22 protein-coding genes are annotated in these 19415 nt (G+C 59.1%); 21 read left to right on the top strand and 1 reads right to left on the bottom strand.

The window, feature by feature from the left end; all coding sequences use genetic code 11:
- The first annotated feature begins 5 nt into the window (after nt 1–5).
- The 5 genes from tgt (at nt 6) to BLU46_RS10720 (ending at nt 5030) form a co-directional block, all read left to right on the top strand.
- Nucleotides 6–1121, top strand: coding sequence for a tRNA guanosine(34) transglycosylase Tgt (gene tgt / locus BLU46_RS10740; RefSeq protein WP_003210314.1), 1116 nt, complete (start codon nt 6–8; stop codon nt 1119–1121).
- A gap of 43 nt (nt 1122–1164) precedes the next feature.
- Nucleotides 1165–1503 (top strand): preprotein translocase subunit YajC, encoded by a 339-nt coding sequence (gene yajC / locus BLU46_RS10735; protein ID WP_003175975.1) that lies wholly within the window; start codon nt 1165–1167, stop codon nt 1501–1503.
- Nucleotides 1504–1565: 62 nt separating this feature from the next.
- Nucleotides 1566–3434 (top strand): protein translocase subunit SecD, encoded by a 1869-nt coding sequence (secD, locus tag BLU46_RS10730; RefSeq protein ID WP_093201382.1) that lies wholly within the window; start codon nt 1566–1568, stop codon nt 3432–3434.
- Between the two features lie 9 nt (nt 3435–3443).
- On the top strand, nt 3444–4358 hold the full coding sequence (secF, locus tag BLU46_RS10725) for a protein translocase subunit SecF (RefSeq protein ID WP_003210311.1): 915 nt from the start codon (nt 3444–3446) through the stop codon (nt 4356–4358).
- Nucleotides 4359–4481: 123 nt separating this feature from the next.
- On the top strand, nt 4482–5030 hold the full coding sequence (locus BLU46_RS10720) for a glycine zipper 2TM domain-containing protein (RefSeq protein WP_003210309.1): 549 nt from the start codon (nt 4482–4484) through the stop codon (nt 5028–5030).
- Nucleotides 5031–5081: 51 nt separating this feature from the next.
- Here the strand turns inward: BLU46_RS10720 and suhB are convergent, their stop codons facing one another.
- Nucleotides 5082–5897 (bottom strand): type III secretion system regulator SuhB, encoded by an 816-nt coding sequence (suhB, locus tag BLU46_RS10715; RefSeq protein ID WP_003175971.1) that lies wholly within the window; start codon nt 5895–5897, stop codon nt 5082–5084.
- 145 nt (nt 5898–6042) lie between these two features.
- Here suhB and trmJ point away from each other — a divergent pair, with 145 nt between their 5' ends.
- The 16 genes from trmJ to hisS all read left to right on the top strand — a co-directional run bounded on the left by trmJ (nt 6043) and on the right by hisS (nt 19377).
- Complete coding sequence (gene trmJ / locus BLU46_RS10710; protein ID WP_003210307.1) at nt 6043–6813, top strand: tRNA (cytosine(32)/uridine(32)-2'-O)-methyltransferase TrmJ; 771 nt, start codon at nt 6043–6045, stop codon at nt 6811–6813.
- A gap of 2 nt (nt 6814–6815) precedes the next feature.
- Complete coding sequence (gene cysE / locus BLU46_RS10705; protein ID WP_063032995.1) at nt 6816–7601, top strand: serine O-acetyltransferase; 786 nt, start codon at nt 6816–6818, stop codon at nt 7599–7601.
- A 303-nt stretch (nt 7602–7904) separates the two neighbouring features.
- Nucleotides 7905–8396, top strand: a complete 492-nt coding sequence (iscR, locus tag BLU46_RS10700; protein ID WP_003210305.1) for a Fe-S cluster assembly transcriptional regulator IscR — start codon at nt 7905–7907, stop codon at nt 8394–8396.
- 50 nt (nt 8397–8446) lie between these two features.
- Complete coding sequence (locus BLU46_RS10695; RefSeq protein ID WP_088423701.1) at nt 8447–9661, top strand: IscS subfamily cysteine desulfurase; 1215 nt, start codon at nt 8447–8449, stop codon at nt 9659–9661.
- 102 nt (nt 9662–9763) lie between these two features.
- Entirely contained in the window at nt 9764–10150 is a 387-nt protein-coding gene (gene iscU, locus BLU46_RS10690; RefSeq protein ID WP_003209682.1) for a Fe-S cluster assembly scaffold IscU, read from the top strand.
- 27 nt (nt 10151–10177) lie between these two features.
- Nucleotides 10178–10501: an iron-sulfur cluster assembly protein IscA gene (iscA, locus tag BLU46_RS10685; protein ID WP_017478657.1), complete on the top strand. Its 324-nt coding sequence runs from the start codon at nt 10178–10180 to the stop codon at nt 10499–10501.
- An 8-nt stretch (nt 10502–10509) separates the two neighbouring features.
- The gene (gene hscB, locus BLU46_RS10680) at nt 10510–11031 is read left to right on the top strand and encodes a co-chaperone HscB (RefSeq protein ID WP_008438289.1); all 522 of its coding nucleotides are present in this window, start codon (nt 10510–10512) and stop codon (nt 11029–11031) included.
- A gap of 51 nt (nt 11032–11082) precedes the next feature.
- Nucleotides 11083–12945 carry a Fe-S protein assembly chaperone HscA gene (hscA, locus tag BLU46_RS10675; RefSeq protein WP_063032994.1) on the top strand — a complete coding sequence of 621 codons (1863 nt, stop codon included), beginning with the start codon at nt 11083–11085 and terminating at the stop codon, nt 12943–12945.
- Between the two features lie 3 nt (nt 12946–12948).
- Complete coding sequence (gene fdx / locus BLU46_RS10670) at nt 12949–13290, top strand: ISC system 2Fe-2S type ferredoxin (RefSeq protein ID WP_003209674.1); 342 nt, start codon at nt 12949–12951, stop codon at nt 13288–13290.
- A 14-nt stretch (nt 13291–13304) separates the two neighbouring features.
- Nucleotides 13305–13505, top strand: coding sequence for a Fe-S cluster assembly protein IscX (iscX, locus tag BLU46_RS10665; RefSeq protein ID WP_017478661.1), 201 nt, complete (start codon nt 13305–13307; stop codon nt 13503–13505).
- 88 nt (nt 13506–13593) lie between these two features.
- Entirely contained in the window at nt 13594–14019 is a 426-nt protein-coding gene (gene ndk / locus BLU46_RS10660) for a nucleoside-diphosphate kinase (protein WP_003175956.1), read from the top strand.
- Between the two features lie 30 nt (nt 14020–14049).
- The gene (rlmN, locus tag BLU46_RS10655; RefSeq protein ID WP_003209670.1) at nt 14050–15198 is read left to right on the top strand and encodes a 23S rRNA (adenine(2503)-C(2))-methyltransferase RlmN; all 1149 of its coding nucleotides are present in this window, start codon (nt 14050–14052) and stop codon (nt 15196–15198) included.
- 12 nt (nt 15199–15210) lie between these two features.
- The gene (gene pilW / locus BLU46_RS10650) at nt 15211–15969 is read left to right on the top strand and encodes a type IV pilus biogenesis/stability protein PilW (RefSeq protein WP_093201378.1); all 759 of its coding nucleotides are present in this window, start codon (nt 15211–15213) and stop codon (nt 15967–15969) included.
- The gene (locus tag BLU46_RS10645; protein ID WP_093201374.1) at nt 15969–16952 is read left to right on the top strand and encodes a RodZ domain-containing protein; all 984 of its coding nucleotides are present in this window, start codon (nt 15969–15971) and stop codon (nt 16950–16952) included. Before pilW ends, BLU46_RS10645 begins: the two co-directional genes overlap by 1 nt.
- Nucleotides 16953–16956: 4 nt before the next feature.
- On the top strand, nt 16957–18066 hold the full coding sequence (ispG, locus tag BLU46_RS10640) for a flavodoxin-dependent (E)-4-hydroxy-3-methylbut-2-enyl-diphosphate synthase (protein WP_017478664.1): 1110 nt from the start codon (nt 16957–16959) through the stop codon (nt 18064–18066).
- A gap of 21 nt (nt 18067–18087) precedes the next feature.
- Nucleotides 18088–19377: a histidine--tRNA ligase gene (hisS, locus tag BLU46_RS10635; RefSeq protein WP_093201369.1), complete on the top strand. Its 1290-nt coding sequence runs from the start codon at nt 18088–18090 to the stop codon at nt 19375–19377.
- Nucleotides 19378–19415 lie beyond the last annotated feature (38 nt).

Genomic DNA, 19415 nt, shown 5'->3' with positions numbered 1-19415 from the left:
GTCGTATGTCGTTTGAATTGCTGGCCACGGATGGTAAAGCTCGCCGCGGCCGTTTGACTTTCCCTCGCGGTACCGTCGAGACCCCGGCCTTTATGCCGGTCGGTACCTACGGCACGGTAAAGGGCATGCTGCCACGTGACATCGTCGCCACCGGCGCCGAGATCATCCTCGGCAACACCTTCCACTTGTGGCTGCGCCCGGGCACGGAAGTGATCAAGAAGCATGGCGACTTGCATGACTTCATGAAGTGGCAAGGCCCGATCCTCACTGACTCGGGTGGCTTCCAGGTGTTCAGCCTGGGCGCGATGCGCAAGATCAAGGAGGAGGGCGTGACCTTCGCCTCCCCGGTGGACGGCGCCAAAGTGTTCATGGGTCCGGAAGAGTCGATGCAGGTCCAGCGAGACCTGGGCTCCGACATCGTGATGATTTTTGACGAATGTACGCCGTACCCGGCCGATGAAGACGTCGCGCGGATCTCCATGGAGCTGTCGCTGCGTTGGGCTCAGCGCTCGAAAAATGCCCATGGCGATAACACCGCTGCACTGTTCGGTATCGTGCAGGGCGGCATGCATGAAAGCTTGCGTAAGCGCTCGCTGGAAGGCCTGGACAAGATCGGTTTTGACGGCCTGGCCATTGGCGGCCTGTCGGTGGGCGAGCCCAAGCACGAGATGATCAAGGTGCTGGATTACCTGCCGGGCCTGATGCCGGCTGACAAACCTCGTTACCTTATGGGCGTTGGCAAACCGGAGGATCTCGTAGAGGGTGTGCGCCGCGGTGTGGACATGTTCGATTGCGTGATGCCAACCCGTAATGCCCGCAATGGGCATCTGTTCATCGATACAGGCGTGCTGAAGATCCGTAACGCGTTCCATCGCCATGATGAATCGCCGCTGGATCCTACCTGTGACTGCTACACCTGCCAGAACTTCTCGCGCGCTTATCTGCACCATCTGGACAAGTGTGGGGAAATGCTGGGTAGCATGTTGAATACCATCCACAATTTGCGTCACTACCAAGTCCTGATGGCTGGTTTGCGCGAGGCTATTCAACAGGGTACATTGGCCGCCTTCGTCGATGCCTTCTATGCCAAGCGCGGGCTGCCTGTGCCGCCCTTGGACTGAGTTTTCCGACCCTAAGATTCACTATTTGCAACTGGAGTGCTAAATGAGTTTTTTTATCTCTAATGCCATGGCTGATGCCGCTGCACCGGCCGCTGCCGGTCCTATGGGCGGTGGTTTTGAGTGGATTTTCCTGGTCGGCTTCCTGGTCATCTTCTACCTGATGATCTGGCGTCCGCAGGCCAAGCGCGCCAAAGAGCAGAAGAACCTGCTGGGCAGCTTGCAGAAAGGCGACGAAGTCGTGACCACTGGCGGCATCGCCGGCAAGATCACTAAAGTGTCCGACGCTTTCGTGGTTCTGGAAGTCTCCGACACTGTAGAAATGAAGTTCCAGAAGGGCGCCATCGCCGCCACGCTGCCAAAAGGCACGCTCAAAGCGATCTAAGTAACAACCTTTACCAATCGACGGGGCGCGCAAGGCGCCCCGCGTTATAAGCGGGCGGCGTGATGCTGAACAAATACCCTCTGTGGAAATACGTACTGATCCTGGCGGTGCTGGCGATCGGTTTTATTTATTCCGCTCCCAATCTCTATCCTGATGACCCGGCGATCCAGATCACGGGTGCCAGCACTGCGTTGCAGGTCAATCAGGCTGATCTGGACCGCACGAGCAAAGCGCTCACCGACGCGGGCATCCAGGTTAAAGCGGCAACCTTGGCAGCTGACGGCAAGGGCGGTTTGTTGCGCCTGACCAAGCAAGAAGACCAATTGCCGGCCAAAGACGTTGTGCGCAAGATCATGGGTGATGACTACGTCGTCGCACTAAACCTGGCACAGACCACACCAAAATGGCTGCGCGCGATTGGCGCGCACCCGATGAAGCTGGGTCTGGACTTGTCCGGTGGTGTGCACTTCCTGCTGGAAGTGGACATGGACAAGGCCCTCGACGCTCGCCTGAAAGTCTATGAAGGCGATGTGAAGAGCCTGCTGCGTAAAGAGCGCCTGCGTTATCGCAGCCTGCCGCAGCTCAACGGCGCCATCCAGCTGGGCTTTGCTGACGAAGCAACCCGCGAACAGGCCCGTGCACTGATTCGCAAGAACTTCAACGATTTCGACATTGTTCCGGCCGACCTCAATGGTCAGGCGGTACTGCGTCTGGCGATGACCCCGGCCAAGCTGGCGGAAATCCGTGAATACTCCATCAAGCAGAACTTGACCACGGTACGTAACCGCGTCAACGAGCTGGGTGTGGCCGAGCCTATCGTTCAGCGCCAGGGTGCCAACCGCATCGTGGTTGAACTGCCGGGCGTGCAGGACACTGCTGAAGCCAAGCGTATCCTGGGCAAGACAGCCAACCTGGAGTTCCGTCTGGCGGCTGAGCCGGGTGCTACCCGCGCGACTGCTGAAGAGTTCGAGTTCCGTGAAGGCAATCGTCCACCTGCACTGATCGAGCGTGGCTTGATCATCACCGGTGACCAAGTTACCGACGCCAAGGCCGGTTTCGGCGAACACGGCACGCCTGAAGTGAACATCCGCCTGGATGGCCACGGTGGCGAACTGATGAGCCGCGCAACCCGCAGCAACGTCGGTCGCAGCATGGCGGTGATCTTCATCGAGCAGCGTCCTGTCACCACCTACACCAAGCAAGTAGTCGACGGCGTAGAGAAAGACGTACCGGTACAGACCTTTAAAGAAGAGAAGAAGATCATCAGCCTGGCGACCATTCAGTCGCCGCTGGGTGCTCAATTCCGCATCACTGGCCTGAACGGCCAGGGTGAGTCGTCCGAACTGGCGCTGCTGCTGCGTGCCGGTGGCCTGGCGGCCCCGATGTACTTCGCTGAAGAACGTACCATCGGCCCGAGCCTGGGTGCTGACAACATCACCAAGGGTATCGACGCTGCACTGTGGGGCATGCTGTTCGTCTCCCTGTTCATCATCGCCATCTACCGCTTCTTCGGCGTCATCGCTACCGTCGCACTGGCGGGTAACATGGTGATGCTGCTGGCCCTGATGTCGCTGCTGGGTGCAACGCTGACCCTGCCAGGTATCGCCGGTATCGTACTCACCATGGGTATGGCGGTAGATGCCAACGTACTGATCTTCTCTCGGATTCGTGAAGAGATTGCTGCGGGCATGACCGTACAGCGGGCAATCAACGAAGGCTTCGGCCGGGCATTTACTGCAATTCTCGACTCCAACCTGACCACTCTGTTGGTCGGCGGGATTCTCTTTGCCATGGGCACCGGCCCGGTCAAAGGTTTTGCGGTGACCATGTCCCTCGGTATCTTTACCTCGATGTTCACGGCCATCATGGTGACCCGCGCAATGGTCAACCTGATCTTTGGCGGACGTGACTTCAAGAAGTTGTGGATTTAAGGGGCTGCCATGTTACGTACAATCAACTTCATGGGCGTTCGCAACGTTGCGTTCGGCTTCACCATGCTCCTTACCGTTCTGGCGTTGTTCAGCTGGTTCCATAAGGGCCTGAACTACGGTCTGGACTTCACCGGCGGTACGCTCATCGAGCTGACCTACGAGAAGCCGGCCGACGTTAGCCTGGTGCGCAACGAGCTGGTCAAGGCCGGCTATCACGAAGCCATCGTCCAGAGCTTTGGTGCAACCACTGACCTGCTGGTGCGTATGCCGGGGGAAGACCCGCAACTGGGTCACCAGGTAGCCGAGGCCTTGCAGAAGGTCGGCGGCGACAACCCGGCCTCGGTCAAGCGCGTCGAGTTCGTGGGCCCGCAAGTGGGTGAAGAGCTGCGCGACCAGGGCGGCCTCGGCATGCTGATGGCGCTGGTCGGCATCATGATCTACCTGGCTTTCCGCTTTCAGTGGAAGTTCGGTGTCGGCGCCATTGTGTCGCTGATCCACGACGTGATCGTGACCGTGGGCATCCTGGCCTACTTCCAGATCACCTTCGACCTGACTGTATTGGCGGCGGTGCTGGCGATCATTGGTTACTCCCTCAACGACACCATCGTGGTATTCGACCGGGTTCGTGAGAACTTCCGGGTGCTGCGCAAGGCGACGTTGATCGAGAACATCAACATCTCCACCACTCAGACCCTGCTGCGAACCATGGCAACCTCGATCTCCACCTTGCTGGCAATTGCCGCGCTGATGGTGTTCGGTGGCGATAACCTGTGGGGCTTCTCGCTGTCGCTGTTCATCGGCGTACTGGCGGGTACCTACTCGTCGATCTACATCGCCAACGTGGTACTGATCTGGCTGAACCTCAACAGCGAAGACCTGATCCCTCCTGCCAGCACCGGCAAGGAGGTCGACGACCGCCCTTGATGGGTGTTTGTTGATCTGCTGTTACAAATAAGGCGCGAGTATTGAACTCGCGCCTTTTTTTTTGCTCCAAGGCTGGGTATAGCGCGGATCGTTCGGTCCGTTTGTGATGGTCAGGAGGTTCACGTGAACAAGTCGTTACTGGTTGGTGCGGTATTGGGTGCTGTCGGTGTGACTGCCGGGGGTGCTGTTGCCACCTACAGCCTGGTAAAAAGCGGCCCTGAGTATGCGCAAGTGCTGGCGGTGCAGCCGGTGAAAACCCAGATTAAAACCCCGCGTGAAGTCTGCAAGGACGTTGCCGTAACCCGGCAGAAGCCTGTGCAGGATCAGCACCAGATCGTCGGTACGGTGGTTGGTGCGCTGGCGGGCGGCCTGTTGGGTAATCAGGTCGGCGGCGGCAATGGCAAGAAGCTGGCCACGGTGGCCGGTGCGGTTGGTGGCGGTTATGCCGGTAACAAGGTTCAGGAAGGCATGCAGAACCGCGATACCTACACCACTACGCAAACCCGTTGTAACACTGTTAACGACATCAGCGACAAGGTTGTCGGGTACGACGTGCGTTACACCCTGGACGGCAAGGAAGGCTCTGTGCGCATGGATCGTGATCCAGGCAATCAGATCCCGGTCGACAAGGAAGGGCGCCTGGTTATCGGTCAGAACCAGCCGCAGCAGTAATTCCAGATATAAAAAAAGCACCCCGAGGGGTGCTTTTTTGTGCTCGCTCGCTTAGCGCTTCAGCGAAGCCGGCAGGTGCGGCTGGATCGCCGTCAGTACTGCCTTGAAGCATTTGGTGTTGCCTGCAACCACGTGGCCCTTCTCCAGGAAGTCGTGACCGCCGGTGAAGTCGCTCACCAAACCGCCCGCTTCTTGAATCAGCAGAGCACCTGCAGCCATGTCCCACTCGGACAGGCCCGACTCCCAGAACGCATCAAAACGACCGGCAGCGACATAAGCCAGGTCCAGGCTGGCTGCACCGGCGCGACGGATGCCGGCGGTCTGGCCAACCAGGGCGCGGAACATGCCCAAGTAGTTTTCCAGGTTGTCCATCTGGTCATCACGGAACGGGAAGCCGGTACCCAGCAGGGCGCCGTCCAGGCTGGTGCGACCGCTGACACGCAGGCGACGACCGTTCAACTGGGCGCCACGGCCACGGCTGGCGGTGAATTCTTCCTGGCGAACCGGGTCCAGAACAACGGCGTGCTCCAGGCGGCCACGGTATTTGCAGGCAATGCTCACGGCAAAGTGCGGGATGCCGCGCAGGAAGTTGGTGGTGCCATCCAGTGGGTCGATGATCCACAGGTAGTCTTCGCCTTCGCCGCTACCTTTGTGCAAACCGGTTTCTTCACCGAGGATGCCGTGGGTAGGGTAGGCCTTGCGCAGCGCGTCGATGATTTTCTGCTCGGCGGCGCGATCCACCTCGGATACGTAATCCTTGGCGTCTTTTTCGTCGACCTTGATGGTATCCAGGCGCTCGATGGAGCGGAAGATCAATTCACTGGCGCTGCGGGCGGCGCGCAGCGCGATATTCAGCATGGGCTGCATGGATGTGTCACCTAAGGTTGTTAAAGAAAGCCGAGCATTCTAGCAGAAACTTTCTTCAGGTGAAGGACGACGTTACCTTTCATGGCATAACCTTAGGCTGTTCTGTAAGATTTGCTCCCCTTTCCCGTGTCCGAGAGCGCCTCCCTTGCTGCAAAACATCCGTGTCGTCCTCGTCAATACCAGTCATCCCGGCAATATCGGCGGCGTGGCGCGAGCCATGAAGAACATGGGGCTGACGCGCCTGGTGCTGGTGGAGCCGCGTGTGTTCCCGCACCACGAGGCCGATGCTCGCGCGTCCGGTGCCAATGACATCCTCGAAAAAGCCCAGGTCGTCGCCACGCTGGAAGATGCTCTGGTCGGCTGCAACCTGGTGCTCGGCACCAGCGCTCGCGACCGTCGCATCCCCTGGCCGCTGCTGGATCCTCGCGAATGCGGGACCAAAGTCGTGGAAGAGGCCGCCGGCGGCGCTGAAATCGCCTTGGTATTTGGCCGTGAAGACTCCGGCCTGACCAATGAAGAGCTGCAGCGATGTCATTATCACGTGCACATCCCATCAGACCCTGAGTTCAGTTCGCTGAACCTCGGGGCAGCGGTGCAGGTGTTGAGTTATGAAGTGCGCATGGCCTGGCTGGCCGCTGAAGGCCAGCCAAGCAAGGTAGAGAAGGACGAGGTTGCATCGACCAAGAGTGGCGAGTTGGCCACCATGGACGAGCTGGAGCGGTTCTATGAGCACCTGGAGCAAACCCTGGTGGCCATCGAATTCCTCGATCCGGAAAAGCCACGGCACTTGATGGCGCGCCTGCGTCGGTTGTACGGACGCAGCTCGGTCAGCCGGGCGGAAATGAATATATTGCGTGGCATCCTCACGGAAACCCAAAAAGCGGCCCGTGGCGAGCTTCTTAAGCGGAAGGATTAAAAATGTTCGAGCGTTTGCGAGAAGATATCCAGAGTGTTTTCCACCGTGACCCGGCGGCGCGCAACGCCTTTGAAGTGCTGACCTGCTACCCGGGCATGCACGCGATCTGGATCCATCGCCTGTCTGGTGCCTTGTGGAATATGGGGTGGAAATGGCTGGCGCGGCTGGTCTCCAACTTTGGTCGCTGGTTGACCGGGATCGAGATTCATCCGGGCGCCAAGGTCGGTCGCCGCTTCTTTATCGACCACGGCATGGGCATCGTTATTGGTGAAACTGCCGAGATTGGTGATGACGTAACCCTGTATCAGGGCGTGACCCTGGGCGGCACCACCTGGAACAAAGGCAAGCGTCACCCGACGCTGGAAGATGGCGTTGTAGTGGGGGCGGGCGCCAAAGTCCTCGGCCCGTTTACGGTCGGTGCGGGCGCCAAGGTCGGCTCCAACGCCGTGGTGACCAAGGCCGTACCGCCTGGTGCAACGGTTGTCGGCATTCCGGGGAGGATTATCGTCAAGCCGGAAGTCGGTGATGAGCAGGAAGCCAAGCGCAAGGCCATGGCCGAGAAAATCGGCTTCGATGCCTATGGTGTCAGCGAAGACATGCCCGACCCGGTGGCGCGAGCGATTGGCCAATTGCTCGACCACCTGCAAGCGGTGGATGGCAAGCTGGACGGTATGTGCGGTGCCCTGAAAGACCTTGGCAGCAACTACTGCGCCAAGGACTTGCCTGAGCTGCGCACCGAAGACTTTGCCGAGATCAAGGACGAAGGTGCCGCCACCAAGGCGGGCTGAAGTCTCGCAATCACTGCAAAACCCGTGTGGGAGCGGGCTTGCTCGCGAAAGCTGCGTGTCAGTCGCCGAATATATTGACTGATCCACCGCATTCGTGAGCAAGCCCGCTCCCACATTTTGACCTCCATTTGTCCAGCATTCCCGGCTTGGCCCTGTTCCCGCTGGTCCATCCCGCCCCACCCTGCTATTATTTGCGCGCCCTTTTTACGGGTATTCCTGACTAAAGTACTAGGTCTTATAGTTGACTTAAATACTCGGGAATCGCATACTTGCTCCCATTCTGAAACACCTTGGTACTTGTCCATGAGACTGACTACAAAAGGCCGATACGCGGTGACCGCCATGCTTGACCTGGCCTTGCACGCGCAAAATGGGCCGGTGTCCCTGGCCGATATCTCCGAGCGCCAAGGCATTTCCCTGTCCTACCTCGAGCAGTTGTTCGCCAAGTTGCGCCGCAGCAATCTGGTTTCCAGCGTTCGTGGTCCAGGCGGCGGCTATCAACTGTCCCGCGACATGCAGGGCATCCAGGTTGCCCAGGTGATCGACGCGGTGAATGAATCCGTCGATGCCACCAAATGCCAGGGCCTGGGTGATTGCCACGCAGGCGACACCTGCCTTACGCACCACTTGTGGTGTGACCTGAGCCTGCAGATCCATGAGTTTTTGAGTGGTATCAGCTTGGCTGATCTTGTGACTCGCCGTGAGGTGCAAGAAGTAGCCCAGCGTCAGGACCAGCGCCGTTGCAACACCAAGGCGCCGCGTCTGGACAAGATTGAAGCGTCCGCCGTCGAGTGACAGCCGAAGAGCTAACGGCACGCCAGCCAGCCTGATTTAGGAGAAAGTCCATGAAATTGCCGATTTACCTTGATTACTCAGCGACCACCCCGGTTGATCCGCGTGTCGCGCAAAAGATGAGCGAATGCCTGCTGGTTGACGGAAACTTCGGTAACCCGGCGTCCCGTTCCCACGTTTTCGGCTGGAAAGCCGAAGAAGCCGTGGAAAACGCTCGTCGCCAGGTCGCTGACTTGGTGAATGCCGACCCGCGTGAAATCGTTTGGACCTCCGGTGCCACCGAGTCCGATAACCTGGCAATCAAGGGTGCGGCGCATTTCTACGCGACCAAAGGCAAACACCTGATCACCACCAAGATTGAGCATAAGGCTGTCCTCGACACCATGCGCCAACTGGAGCGTGAAGGTTTCGAGATCACCTACCTCGAGCCAACCACCGACGGTATCGTGACCCCTGCGATGATCGAAGCGGCGATGCGTGAAGACACCATCCTGGTTTCCGTGATCCACGTGAACAACGAAATCGGCACCATCAACGACATCGCCGCCATCGGCGAGCTGACCCGCTCCAAGGGCGTGTTGCTGCACGTCGACGCTGCTCAGTCCACCGGCAAGGTCGATATCGACCTGTCGAAACTGAAAGTCGACCTGATGTCGTTCTCTGCCCACAAGACCTACGGCCCTAAAGGCATTGGCGCGCTGTACGTAAGCCGCAAGCCTCGCGTACGTATCGAAGCCACCATGCACGGCGGCGGTCACGAACGCGGCATGCGTTCCGGCACCCTGGCGACCCACCAGATCGTCGGCATCGGCGAAGCGTTCCGTGTGGCCAAGGAAGACATGGCTGCTGAAAACGTGCGCATCAAGGCCCTGAGCGATCGCTTCTACAAGCAGGTCGAGCACCTTGAAGAGCTGTACATCAACGGCAGCATGACCGCCCGCGTACCGCACAACCTGAATTTGAGCTTCAACTACGTCGAAGGCGAGTCGCTGATCATGGCGCTCAAGGACCTGGCGGTTTCGTCCGGTTCGGCCTGCACCTCGGCTTCTCTTGAGCCGTCCTACGTCCTGCGCGCCCTGGGCCGCAACGACGAACTGGCTCATAGCTCGATCCGCTTTACGTTCGGCCGTTTCACCACCGAAGAAGAAGTCGACTACGCCGCGCAGAAAGTCTGCGAGGCCGTCACCAAGCTGCGTACCTTGTCCCCGCTGTGGGACATGTACAAGGACGGTGTCGACATTTCCAAGATCGAGTGGGCGGCACACTAACTATAGAAGCCGCCACCCAAAAGGCTCTGTAAAGACGTGGCGGAAAACGCAGGCGTGTTTACAGGGTTCCAGAGCGGCCCTGATGAGTGAGGATTCAGTACCATGGCTTACAGCGAAAAGGTCATCGACCACTACGAAAACCCGCGCAACGTCGGCAAGATGAACGCGGAAGACCCTGATGTCGGCACCGGCATGGTCGGCGCTCCGGCGTGCGGCGACGTTATGCGCCTGCAGATCAAGGTCAACGAAGCCGGCGTTATCGAAGACGCCAAGTTCAAGACTTACGGTTGCGGTTCGGCCATCGCCTCCAGCTCCCTGGCGACCGAATGGATGAAAGGCAAGACCCTGGATGAGGCTGTGACTATCAGCAACACCCAACTAGCCGAAGAACTGGCCTTGCCGCCAGTGAAAATCCACTGCTCCGTACTCGCAGAAGACGCCATCAAGGCGGCTGTTCGCGACTACAAGCAGAAGAAAGGCTTGATCTAAGCATTTGGCGACGAGTAAGGAGTCACGATGGCTATCAGCATGACAGAAGCGGCGGCTAAACACGTGCGACGCTCCCTTGACGGGCGCGGCAAAGGTGAGGGGATTCGTCTGGGTGTTCGCACCACGGGCTGTTCCGGCCTTGCCTACGTGCTGGAGTTCGTCGACGAGGTGGTCGAGGAAGATCAAGTGTTCGAGAGTCACGGCGAAAAAGTGATCATCGACCCGAAAAGCCTGACCTACCTGGACGGCACCGAACTCGATTTCGTCAAGGAAGGGTTGAACGAAGGCTTCAAGTTCAACAACCCCAACGTACGCGGTGAATGTGGCTGCGGCGAAAGCTTCAACATCTGAGGCTGATTGTGGGTACTCCTTGTCATTTCGCTTTATTCGAGCTGCAGCCGAGTTTTCGACTGGACCTTGAACAGCTTGCCACGCGCTACCGTGAACTGGCGCGTGGGGTGCATCCGGACCGCTTTGCTGACGCTTCCGAGCGTGAGCAACGCTTGGCGCTGGAGCAATCAGCCAGCCTCAACGAAGCCTATCAGACGCTCAAGAACCCTCCCAAACGCGCGCGCTACCTGCTCGCCATGGGCGGTCGCGAGCTGCCGCTTGAAGTCACGGTCCAGGACCCTGATTTCCTGATGCAGCAGATGCAATGGCGCGAGGAGCTCGAAGAGCTGCAGGACGAGGCCGATCTGGCCGGAGTCGCGGTCTTCAAGCGCCGTCTGAAAGTGGCCCAGGATGAACTCAACGAAAGCTTCGCAGCCTGTTGGGATGACGCAGCGCAACGTGAGCAGGCCGAACGCCTGATGCGGCGCATGCAGTTCCTCGACAAGCTCACCTACGAAGTGCGCCAGTTAGAAGAGCGCCTCGACGATTAACCCAGTGCCGCCCAGGTTGCACGCCTGATATACAGATAAGTCCTGATTACCATGGCCCTACTGCAGATCGCCGAACCCGGTCAAAGTCCTCAACCGCACCAGCGTCGTCTGGCGGTCGGGATTGACTTGGGCACTACCAATTCGCTGGTCGCTGCATTGCGCAGCGGTCTTTCCGAGCCGCTGCCTGACGCGGATGGTCAGGTCATCCTGCCGTCTGCCGTGCGCTATCACGCTGACCGCACCGAAGTGGGCGAGTCGGCCAAGCTCGCGGCGTCTACCGATCCTTTGAATACCGTGCTGTCGGTCAAGCGCTTGATGGGTCGTGGTCTGTCCGACGTCAAGCAGCTGGGTGACCAACTGCCTTACCGCTTCGTTGGCGGTGAATCCCATATGCCGTTCATCGACACCATCCAGGGCCCGAAAAGCCCAGTGGAAGTGTCGGCCGATATCCTCAAGGTGCTGCGCCAGCGTGCAGAAACCACCTTGGGTGGCGAACTGGTGGGTGCGGTGATTACTGTTCCTGCATATTTCGATGACGCTCAGCGCCAGGCCACCAAGGATGCGGCGAAGCTCGCCGGCCTGAACGTGTTGCGCCTGCTCAACGAGCCGACTGCGGCCGCTGTGGCTTACGGCCTGGACCAGCACGCCGAAGGCCTGGTAGCTATTTACGACCTGGGCGGCGGTACCTTTGATATTTCGATCCTGCGCCTGACGGGCGGTGTCTTCGAAGTGCTGGCTACCGGTGGCGACACGGCCCTGGGCGGCGATGACTTCGATCATGCCATCGCGGGCTGGATCATCACCAGCGCCGGCTTGTCTGCCGACCTGGATCCGGGCGCGCAACGTAATCTGCTGCAAACCGCCTGCGCCGCCAAAGAAGCGCTGACTGATGCTGCGTCGGTGGAAGTTTCCTACGGTAGCTGGTCGGCTCAACTGACCCGCGAAGCGTTCGATTCCTTGATCGAGCCGATGGTCGCCCGCAGCCTGAAAGCCTGCCGCCGCGCCGTACGTGACTCCGGTGTCGAGTTGGAAGACGTGGCTGCCGTGGTCATGGTGGGCGGTTCGACCCGCGTGCCACGTGTTCGTGAGGCGGTAGCTGAAGCCTTCGGTCGCCAGCCGCTGACTGAAATCGACCCGGATCAAGTGGTGGCCATTGGTGCCGCGATCCAGGCCGACACCCTCGCCGGTAACAAGCGCGATGGTGGCGAACTGCTTCTGCTCGACGTGATTCCGTTGTCCCTGGGGCTGGAAACCATGGGCGGCCTGATGGAGAAGGTGATTCCACGCAACACCACCATCCCCGTTGCCCGCGCCCAGGACTTCACGACGTACAAAGATGGCCAGACGGCCATGATGATTCATGTGCTGCAAGGTGAGCGTGAACTGATCAGCGACTGCCGTTCCCTGGCGCGCTTCGAATTGCGCGGAATTCCGGCGATGGTGGCCGGTGCGGCGAAGATTCGCGTGACCTTCCAGGTCGACGCCGACGGCTTGCTCAGCGTTGCCGCTCGCGAACTGGCCTCCGGCGTTGAAGCCAGCATCCAGGTCAAGCCGTCCTACGGCCTGACCGACGGCGAAATCGCCAAGATGCTCAAGGATTCGTTCCAGTATGCCGGTGACGACAAGGTCGCTCGCGTGTTGCGAGAGCAGCAAGTCGACGCCCAGCGCCTGCTCGAAGCGGTGCAGGGCGCCCTTGAGGCTGACGGCGAGCGCCTGCTGGATGCCGAAGAGCGCATGGTTATCGACCTGCAGATGCAGGAGCTGGCTGAATTGATGAAAGGCACCGATGGTTACGCCATCGAGCAGCAGACCAAGCGTCTGTCGCAAGTGACGGATGCCTTTGCCGCCCGTCGTATGGACCAGTCGGTGAAAGCCGCCCTGGCGGGCCGCAACTTGAACGAACTTGAGGATTAACTGATGCCGCAGATCATTTTTCTGCCACACGCCGAGCATTGCCCGGACGGTATGGTCGTGGAGGCTGAGACCGGCAAGTCCATTCTCGAAGTCGCTCACGACAACCACATCGAGATCGAAAGCGCCTGCGGCGGCGTCAACGCCTGTACCACGTGCCATTGCATCATTCGCGAAGGTTTCAATAGCCTCGAAGAGGCTGATGAGCTGGAAGAGGACTATCTTGATAGGGCGTGGGGTCTGGAGCCGACATCACGCTTGAGCTGCCAGGCAAAAGTGGGAACAGAAGACCTCACTGTTGAAATTCCGAAATATTCGCTTAACCATGCCGCCGAAGCGCCGCACTGACTGGTAGAACTGTCATGAGTTACGGTTGGAATGATGTACAACGCATTGCTGAAGAACTGGCTGAATCCAAGCCCGATGTGAGCCCGCTCACTGTCAACTTCGTCGACCTGCAGCGATGGATCATGGAGCTTCCGGATTTCGACAATACCTCTGGCCGCTGCGGCGAGAAGGTATTGGAAGCGGTCCAGGCCCTCTGGATCGAAGAAATAGACTGATCATCCCCGCAGGTTAGGCAATACCCAAGAACCCGCGTATAATTCGCGGGTTTAATTTTTCGCAAATTACCGTTTCTGGAGTTACACCATGGCTGTTCAACGTACTTTCTCCATCATCAAGCCTGACGCTGTTGCAAAAAACGTCATCGGCGAGATCACCACTCGTTTCGAAAAAGCCGGCCTGAAGGTTGTAGCTTCGAAACTCAAGCAACTGTCCAAAGCTGAAGCTGAAGGCTTCTACGCTGAGCACAGCGCTCGTGGTTTCTTCGGCGACCTGGTTGCCTTCATGATCTCCGGCCCTGTTGTTGTTCAGGTTCTGGAAGGCGAAAACGCTATCGCACTGAACCGTGAGCTGATGGGCGCTACCAACCCTAAAGAAGCTGCTGCCGGCACCATCCGTGCTGACTTCGCTGAATCGATCGACGCCAACGCCGTTCACGGTTCGGACTCCGAAGCCGCTGCTGCCCGCGAAATCTCGTACTTTTTCGCTGCTACTGAAGTAACCGCTCGCTAAGCATTGGCTTAAAAGAGCGAAGGTGAATCCATGACTACATTGACTGCAAAAACCAACCTGCTGGGTCTGACTCAACAGGAAATGGAAAAATTCTTCGACTCAATCGGGGAGAAGCGTTTTCGTGCCGCTCAGGTAATGAAGTGGATTCACCATCTTGGCGTCGATGATTTCGACGCCATGACGAACGTCAGCAAGGCCCTGCGCGACAAGCTCAAGGCCATTGCCGAAGTTCGCGGCCCCGAAGTGGTCAGCGAGGACATCTCCACCGATGGCACCCGTAAGTGGGTGGTGCGCGTGGCGTCCGGCAGCTGCGTCGAGACCGTGTACATTCCCCAGGGCAAGCGCGGCACTCTGTGCGTTTCGTCCCAGGCAGGCTGTGCCCTGGACTGCAGTTTCTGCTCCACCGGCAAGCAAGGTTTCAACAGCAACCTCACCGCCGCCGAAGTCATCGGCCAGGTATGGATTGCCAATAAATCGTTCGGCAGCATCCCGGCGACCGCCGACCGTGCCATCACCAACGTGGTGATGATGGGCATGGGTGAGCCGCTGCTGAACTTCGACAACGTTGTTGCGGCCATGCATTTGATGATGGACGACCTGGGCTACGGCATTTCCAAGCGCCGTGTGACCCTGTCGACCTCCGGCGTGGTACCGATGATCGATGAGCTGGCCAAGCACATCGACGTCTCCCTGGCGTTGTCGCTGCACGCACCGAATGACGCATTGCGTAACCAATTGGTGCCGATCAACAAGAAGTATCCGCTTAAGATGCTGCTCGAATCTTGCCAGCGTTATATGGCGACCTTGGGTGAGAAACGTGTGTTGACCATTGAGTACACCATGCTCAAGGACATCAACGACAAGGTCGAGCATGCGGTCGAGATGATCGAGTTGCTCAAGAACGTACCGTGCAAGATCAACCTGATTCCGTTTAACCCGTTTCCCCATTCTGGCTACGAGCGGCCGAGCAACAACGCCATCCGCCGTTTCCAGGATCAACTGCACCATGCAGGCTTCAATGTCACCGTGCGCACCACCCGCGGCGAAGACATCGATGCGGCATGTGGCCAATTGGTAGGACAGGTGCTGGATCGCACCCGTCGCAGCGAACGTTATATCGCCGTGCGTGAACTGAGTGCCGCCGACGATATGCCGCAAAGCGCCGCGACTCGAACCTGAGAGAGGATCTCTATGCCCTTGCGCCTTGCGCTGCTTTTGCTTGTTGCCAGCCTTGCGGCTGGCTGTGTTTCATCGGGCCATGACAGCCCGTTGCAAACCGGCAAGGGCCGTGACGAGGCGCGTGCTGCCTATGTGCAGTTGGGCTTGGGGTACTTGCAGCAAGGGATGGCCGAACAGGCCAAGGTGCCGCTGAAGAAGGCCCTTGAACTAGATGGCAGCGACGCAGACGCCAATGCTGCGTTGGCCTTGGTGTTCCAGGCCCAGGCCGAGCCTGAATTGGCCGATCAATATTTCCAAAAGGCCCTGGCTATACGTCCTGGCGACCCAAGACTGCTGAATAATTACGGCAGTTTTTTGTTTGCGCAGAAACGTTATCAACAGGCGTCCGAATATTTCCAGCAGGCTGCGGCCGATACCCTCTATCCTGAGCGCTCGCGGGTTTTCGAGAATCTTGGGGTGACCTCAATGCTTCTCGGCCAGCGCGACACCGCCCGCCAGCAACTGGAAAAGGCCCTGCACCTGAACCAGCGCCAGCCTCGAGCCTTGCTCGAAATGGCTGAGTTGTCCTTCGAAGACAGGCATTATGTGCCGGCACGTGACTATTACGAGCGTTTTAGCCTGCTGAGCGGGCAAAATGCACGTAGTCTATTGCTCGGTGCGCGCCTGGCGACGGTTCATGAAGAACGCGACAAGGCCGCACGTTTTGGCCAGCAACTCGAACGACTCTATCCCGGTACGCCGGAATATCAGCAATACCTGTCGGAGCAATGATGAAAGCGGCGCACCCGGAAGTTGTAGCAGCTAATCGTGGAAACCCAGGCGAGACCTTGCGTCAGGCCCGCGAAAGCAATGGTTGGTCGCTGGCAGAAGTGGCCCTCAAGCTCAATTTGACCACGACTTCATTGGGCAACCTTGAAGCTGGCGCGTTCGACAAGCTGCCAGGGCATACCTTTGCCCGCGGCTATATCCGCGCCTATGCCAAGTTGCTTGGTATCGACCAGGCCGCATTGGTCCAGGAATTCGACCAGATCACCGGTACCGATTCCCAGGGCAGCAATGTCCATGGCCTGGGGCGCATTGAAGAGCCTGTGCGCGTTTCCCACACGATATTGCGAATTGTCAGCCTGTTGCTGCTGATCGCCGTGATCGGTGGTGGTTTTGTATGGTGGCAGGATCAGACCTCCCAGCGTGGCAAGGATCTGTCCACCAACGCCATGGAGCACGTCGAAGTCGAAAGCGCCGACGGCACCACCCAGATTCATCCGTTGGACGAGCCGGAAGACCAGGCCGTGGCCCAGGGCCAGGCGGCGCCTGAGGCAGAGCCGAGCGCCGAGCAGCCTGCTACTGAAGCGGTTACTGCACCTGCCACGACTCCTGTCGCTCCCGCTCCAGTGGTCGCCGCGACGCCAGTTGCTCCGGCTCATACGCCAGCCGCCCCGGCGCAGGCTCCGGCTCCAGCCGCTCCGGCCGCCCCGGCGATTTCCGCGCCAACCACCCCAGCGCTTATCGCCGGTGATGGCCGAGTACAAATTACCTACGTCGCTGACTGCTGGACGCAAGTCTCCGATGGCAACGGCAAAGTGCTGTTCAGTGGTCTGAAGCGTAAGGGAGATACACTTGACCAGGGCGGCAAGCCTCCTTTGACGCTGCGTCTGGGCTTTGCCCGTGGCGCGCAAGTGGCCTACAACGGCCAGCCTGTGGACGTGGCGCCGTTCACCAGTGGCGAGACTGCTCGCCTGAAGTTGGGACAATAAAGTCATGCACGGCGAATCTCCAATCAAACGTCGCGTATCGCGCAAGATCTGGGTCGGCTCGGTGCCGGTGGGCGGCGATGCCCCCATCGCAGTACAAAGCATGACCAACAGCGACACCAATGACGTGGCGGCCACTGTTGCCCAGATCAATCGCCTGGAAGCGGCGGGCGTCGACATCGTGCGAGTTTCCGTACCGGACATGGACGCTGCCGAAGCCTTTGGCCGCATCAAGCAACTGGTCAAGGTTCCGCTGGTCGCCGATATCCACTTCGACTACAAGATCGCGTTGCGCGTGGCCGAACTGGGCGTCGACTGCCTGCGGATCAACCCGGGCAACATCGGTCGTGAAGACCGGGTTCGCGCCGTGGTGGATGCCGCCCGTGATCGCGGGATTCCAATCCGCATCGGCGTCAACGCCGGTTCCCTGGAAAAAGACCTGCAAAAGAAATACGGCGAGCCGACTCCGGCAGCACTGGTGGAGTCCGCGTTGCGCCACGTTGAACACCTTGAGCGCCTGAATTTCCAGGACTTCAAGGTCAGCGTAAAGGCTTCCGATGTGTTCATGGCGGTAGAAGCGTACCGCCTGCTGGCCAAGGAAATCGTCCAGCCATTGCACCTGGGTATCACCGAAGCCGGCGGTTTACGTTCAGGCACAGTGAAATCTGCGGTGGGTCTCGGTATGCTGCTGGCCGACGGGATTGGCGATACTATTCGCATCTCCCTCGCGGCAGACCCGGTAGAGGAAGTGAAAGTCGGTTACGACATTCTCAAATCCCTGCATTTGCGTTCCCGTGGCATCAACTTCATTGCCTGCCCGAGCTGCTCGCGACAGAACTTCGACGTGGTGAAAACCATGAACGAACTGGAAGTACGCCTCGAAGACCTGCTGGTGCCGCTGGATGTTGCGGTGATTGGCTGTGTGGTCAACGGGCCGGGCGAGGCCAAAGAAGCCCATGTGGGCTTGACTGGTGGTACGCCAAACCTGATTTACATCGACGGCAAGCCGTCGCAGAAACTGACGAATGACAATCTGGTGGATGAGCTGGAACGGCTGATCCGCCAGAAAGCGGCCGAAAAGGTCGCGGCTGACGCAGCGCTGATCGCGCGCGGCTAAGAACGAATTTAAGGATTAGATGTGAGCAAGTCTCTGCAAGCCATTCGTGGCATGAACGACATCCTGCCTGAGCAGACGCCCCTGTGGCGCTACTTCGAGGGCACTGTCGCGCGCCTGCTGGATAACTACGGTTACAAGCAGATCCGCATGCCGATCGTCGAGTTCACCGAGCTGTTCAAGCGCTCCATCGGTGAAGTGACCGACATCGTCGAAAAAGAGATGTACACCTTCGAAGACCGCAACGGCGACTCCCTGACCCTGCGTCCGGAAGGCACTGCCGCATGCGTGCGTGCGGTGCTCGAGCATGGCCTCACCGGCGGCGGTCAGCCGCAGAAGCTCTGGTACATCGGCCCGATGTTCCGCCACGAGCGTCCGCAAAAAGGCCGTTACCGCCAGTTCCACCAGATCGGCCTGGAGGTGTTCAACCTCGACGGTCCGGACATCGACGCCGAGCTGATCGTGCTGACCTGGCGCCTGTGGGGCATGCTGGGCATCCGCGATGCGGTCAAGCTTGAACTCAACAGCCTGGGCACCAGCGAATCCCGGGGCCGCTACCGCGAAGCCCTGGTGGAATTCCTGTCGGGCCACCTGGACAAGCTGGACGAAGACAGCCAGCGTCGCCTGAAAACCAACCCGCTGCGGGTACTGGACACCAAGAACGCCGAGACCCAGGCCGTACTGGTGGACGCGCCGAAAATGGCCGACTACCTGGACGAAGAGTCCCGCATCCACTTCGAGGGCCTCAAGGCTCGCCTGGATGCAGCCGGTATTCCATACGTCATCAACCCGAAACTGGTGCGTGGCCTCGATTACTACAGCAAGACCGTGTTCGAGTGGGTCACTGACAAGCTCGGCGCCCAGGGCACCGTGTGTGCCGGTGGCCGTTACGACGGCCTGGTCGAGCAGATGGGCGGCAAGCCGACCACCGGTGTTGGTTTCGCCATGGGCATCGAGCGGCTGATCCTGCTGCTGGAAACCCTGGAGCAGGTCCCCGAAGAAATATCCCGTCAGGTGGACGTGTACTTCTGTGCCTTTGGCGAGGCGGCCGAACTGGCTGCCCTGGCCCTGAGCGAGAAGCTGCGCGACCAACTGCCGAACCTGCGCCTGCAAGTCAATGCCGGTGCTGGCAGCTTCAAAAGCCAGTTCAAGAAAGCCGACAAGAGCGGTGCGTTGTATGCACTGATCCTGGGTGATGATGAGTTGGCCCAGCAAGTGGTAAGTTTCAAACCCCTGCGTGGTCAGGGTGAACAACAAAGCATTGCCTTTGATGCGCTTACAGCGCACCTGGCCACCTGCATCGTGCAGGGTTGAAGCTGTCAAACAGCCGATTTAGCGATTAAGGAGTATTG

The sequence above is a fragment of the Pseudomonas yamanorum genome, assembly GCF_900105735.1.
Classification (GTDB): domain Bacteria; phylum Pseudomonadota; class Gammaproteobacteria; order Pseudomonadales; family Pseudomonadaceae; genus Aquipseudomonas; species Aquipseudomonas yamanorum.
Note: the sequence above shows the minus strand (reverse complement) of the source record. Positions and strands in the feature narration are given on the sequence as shown.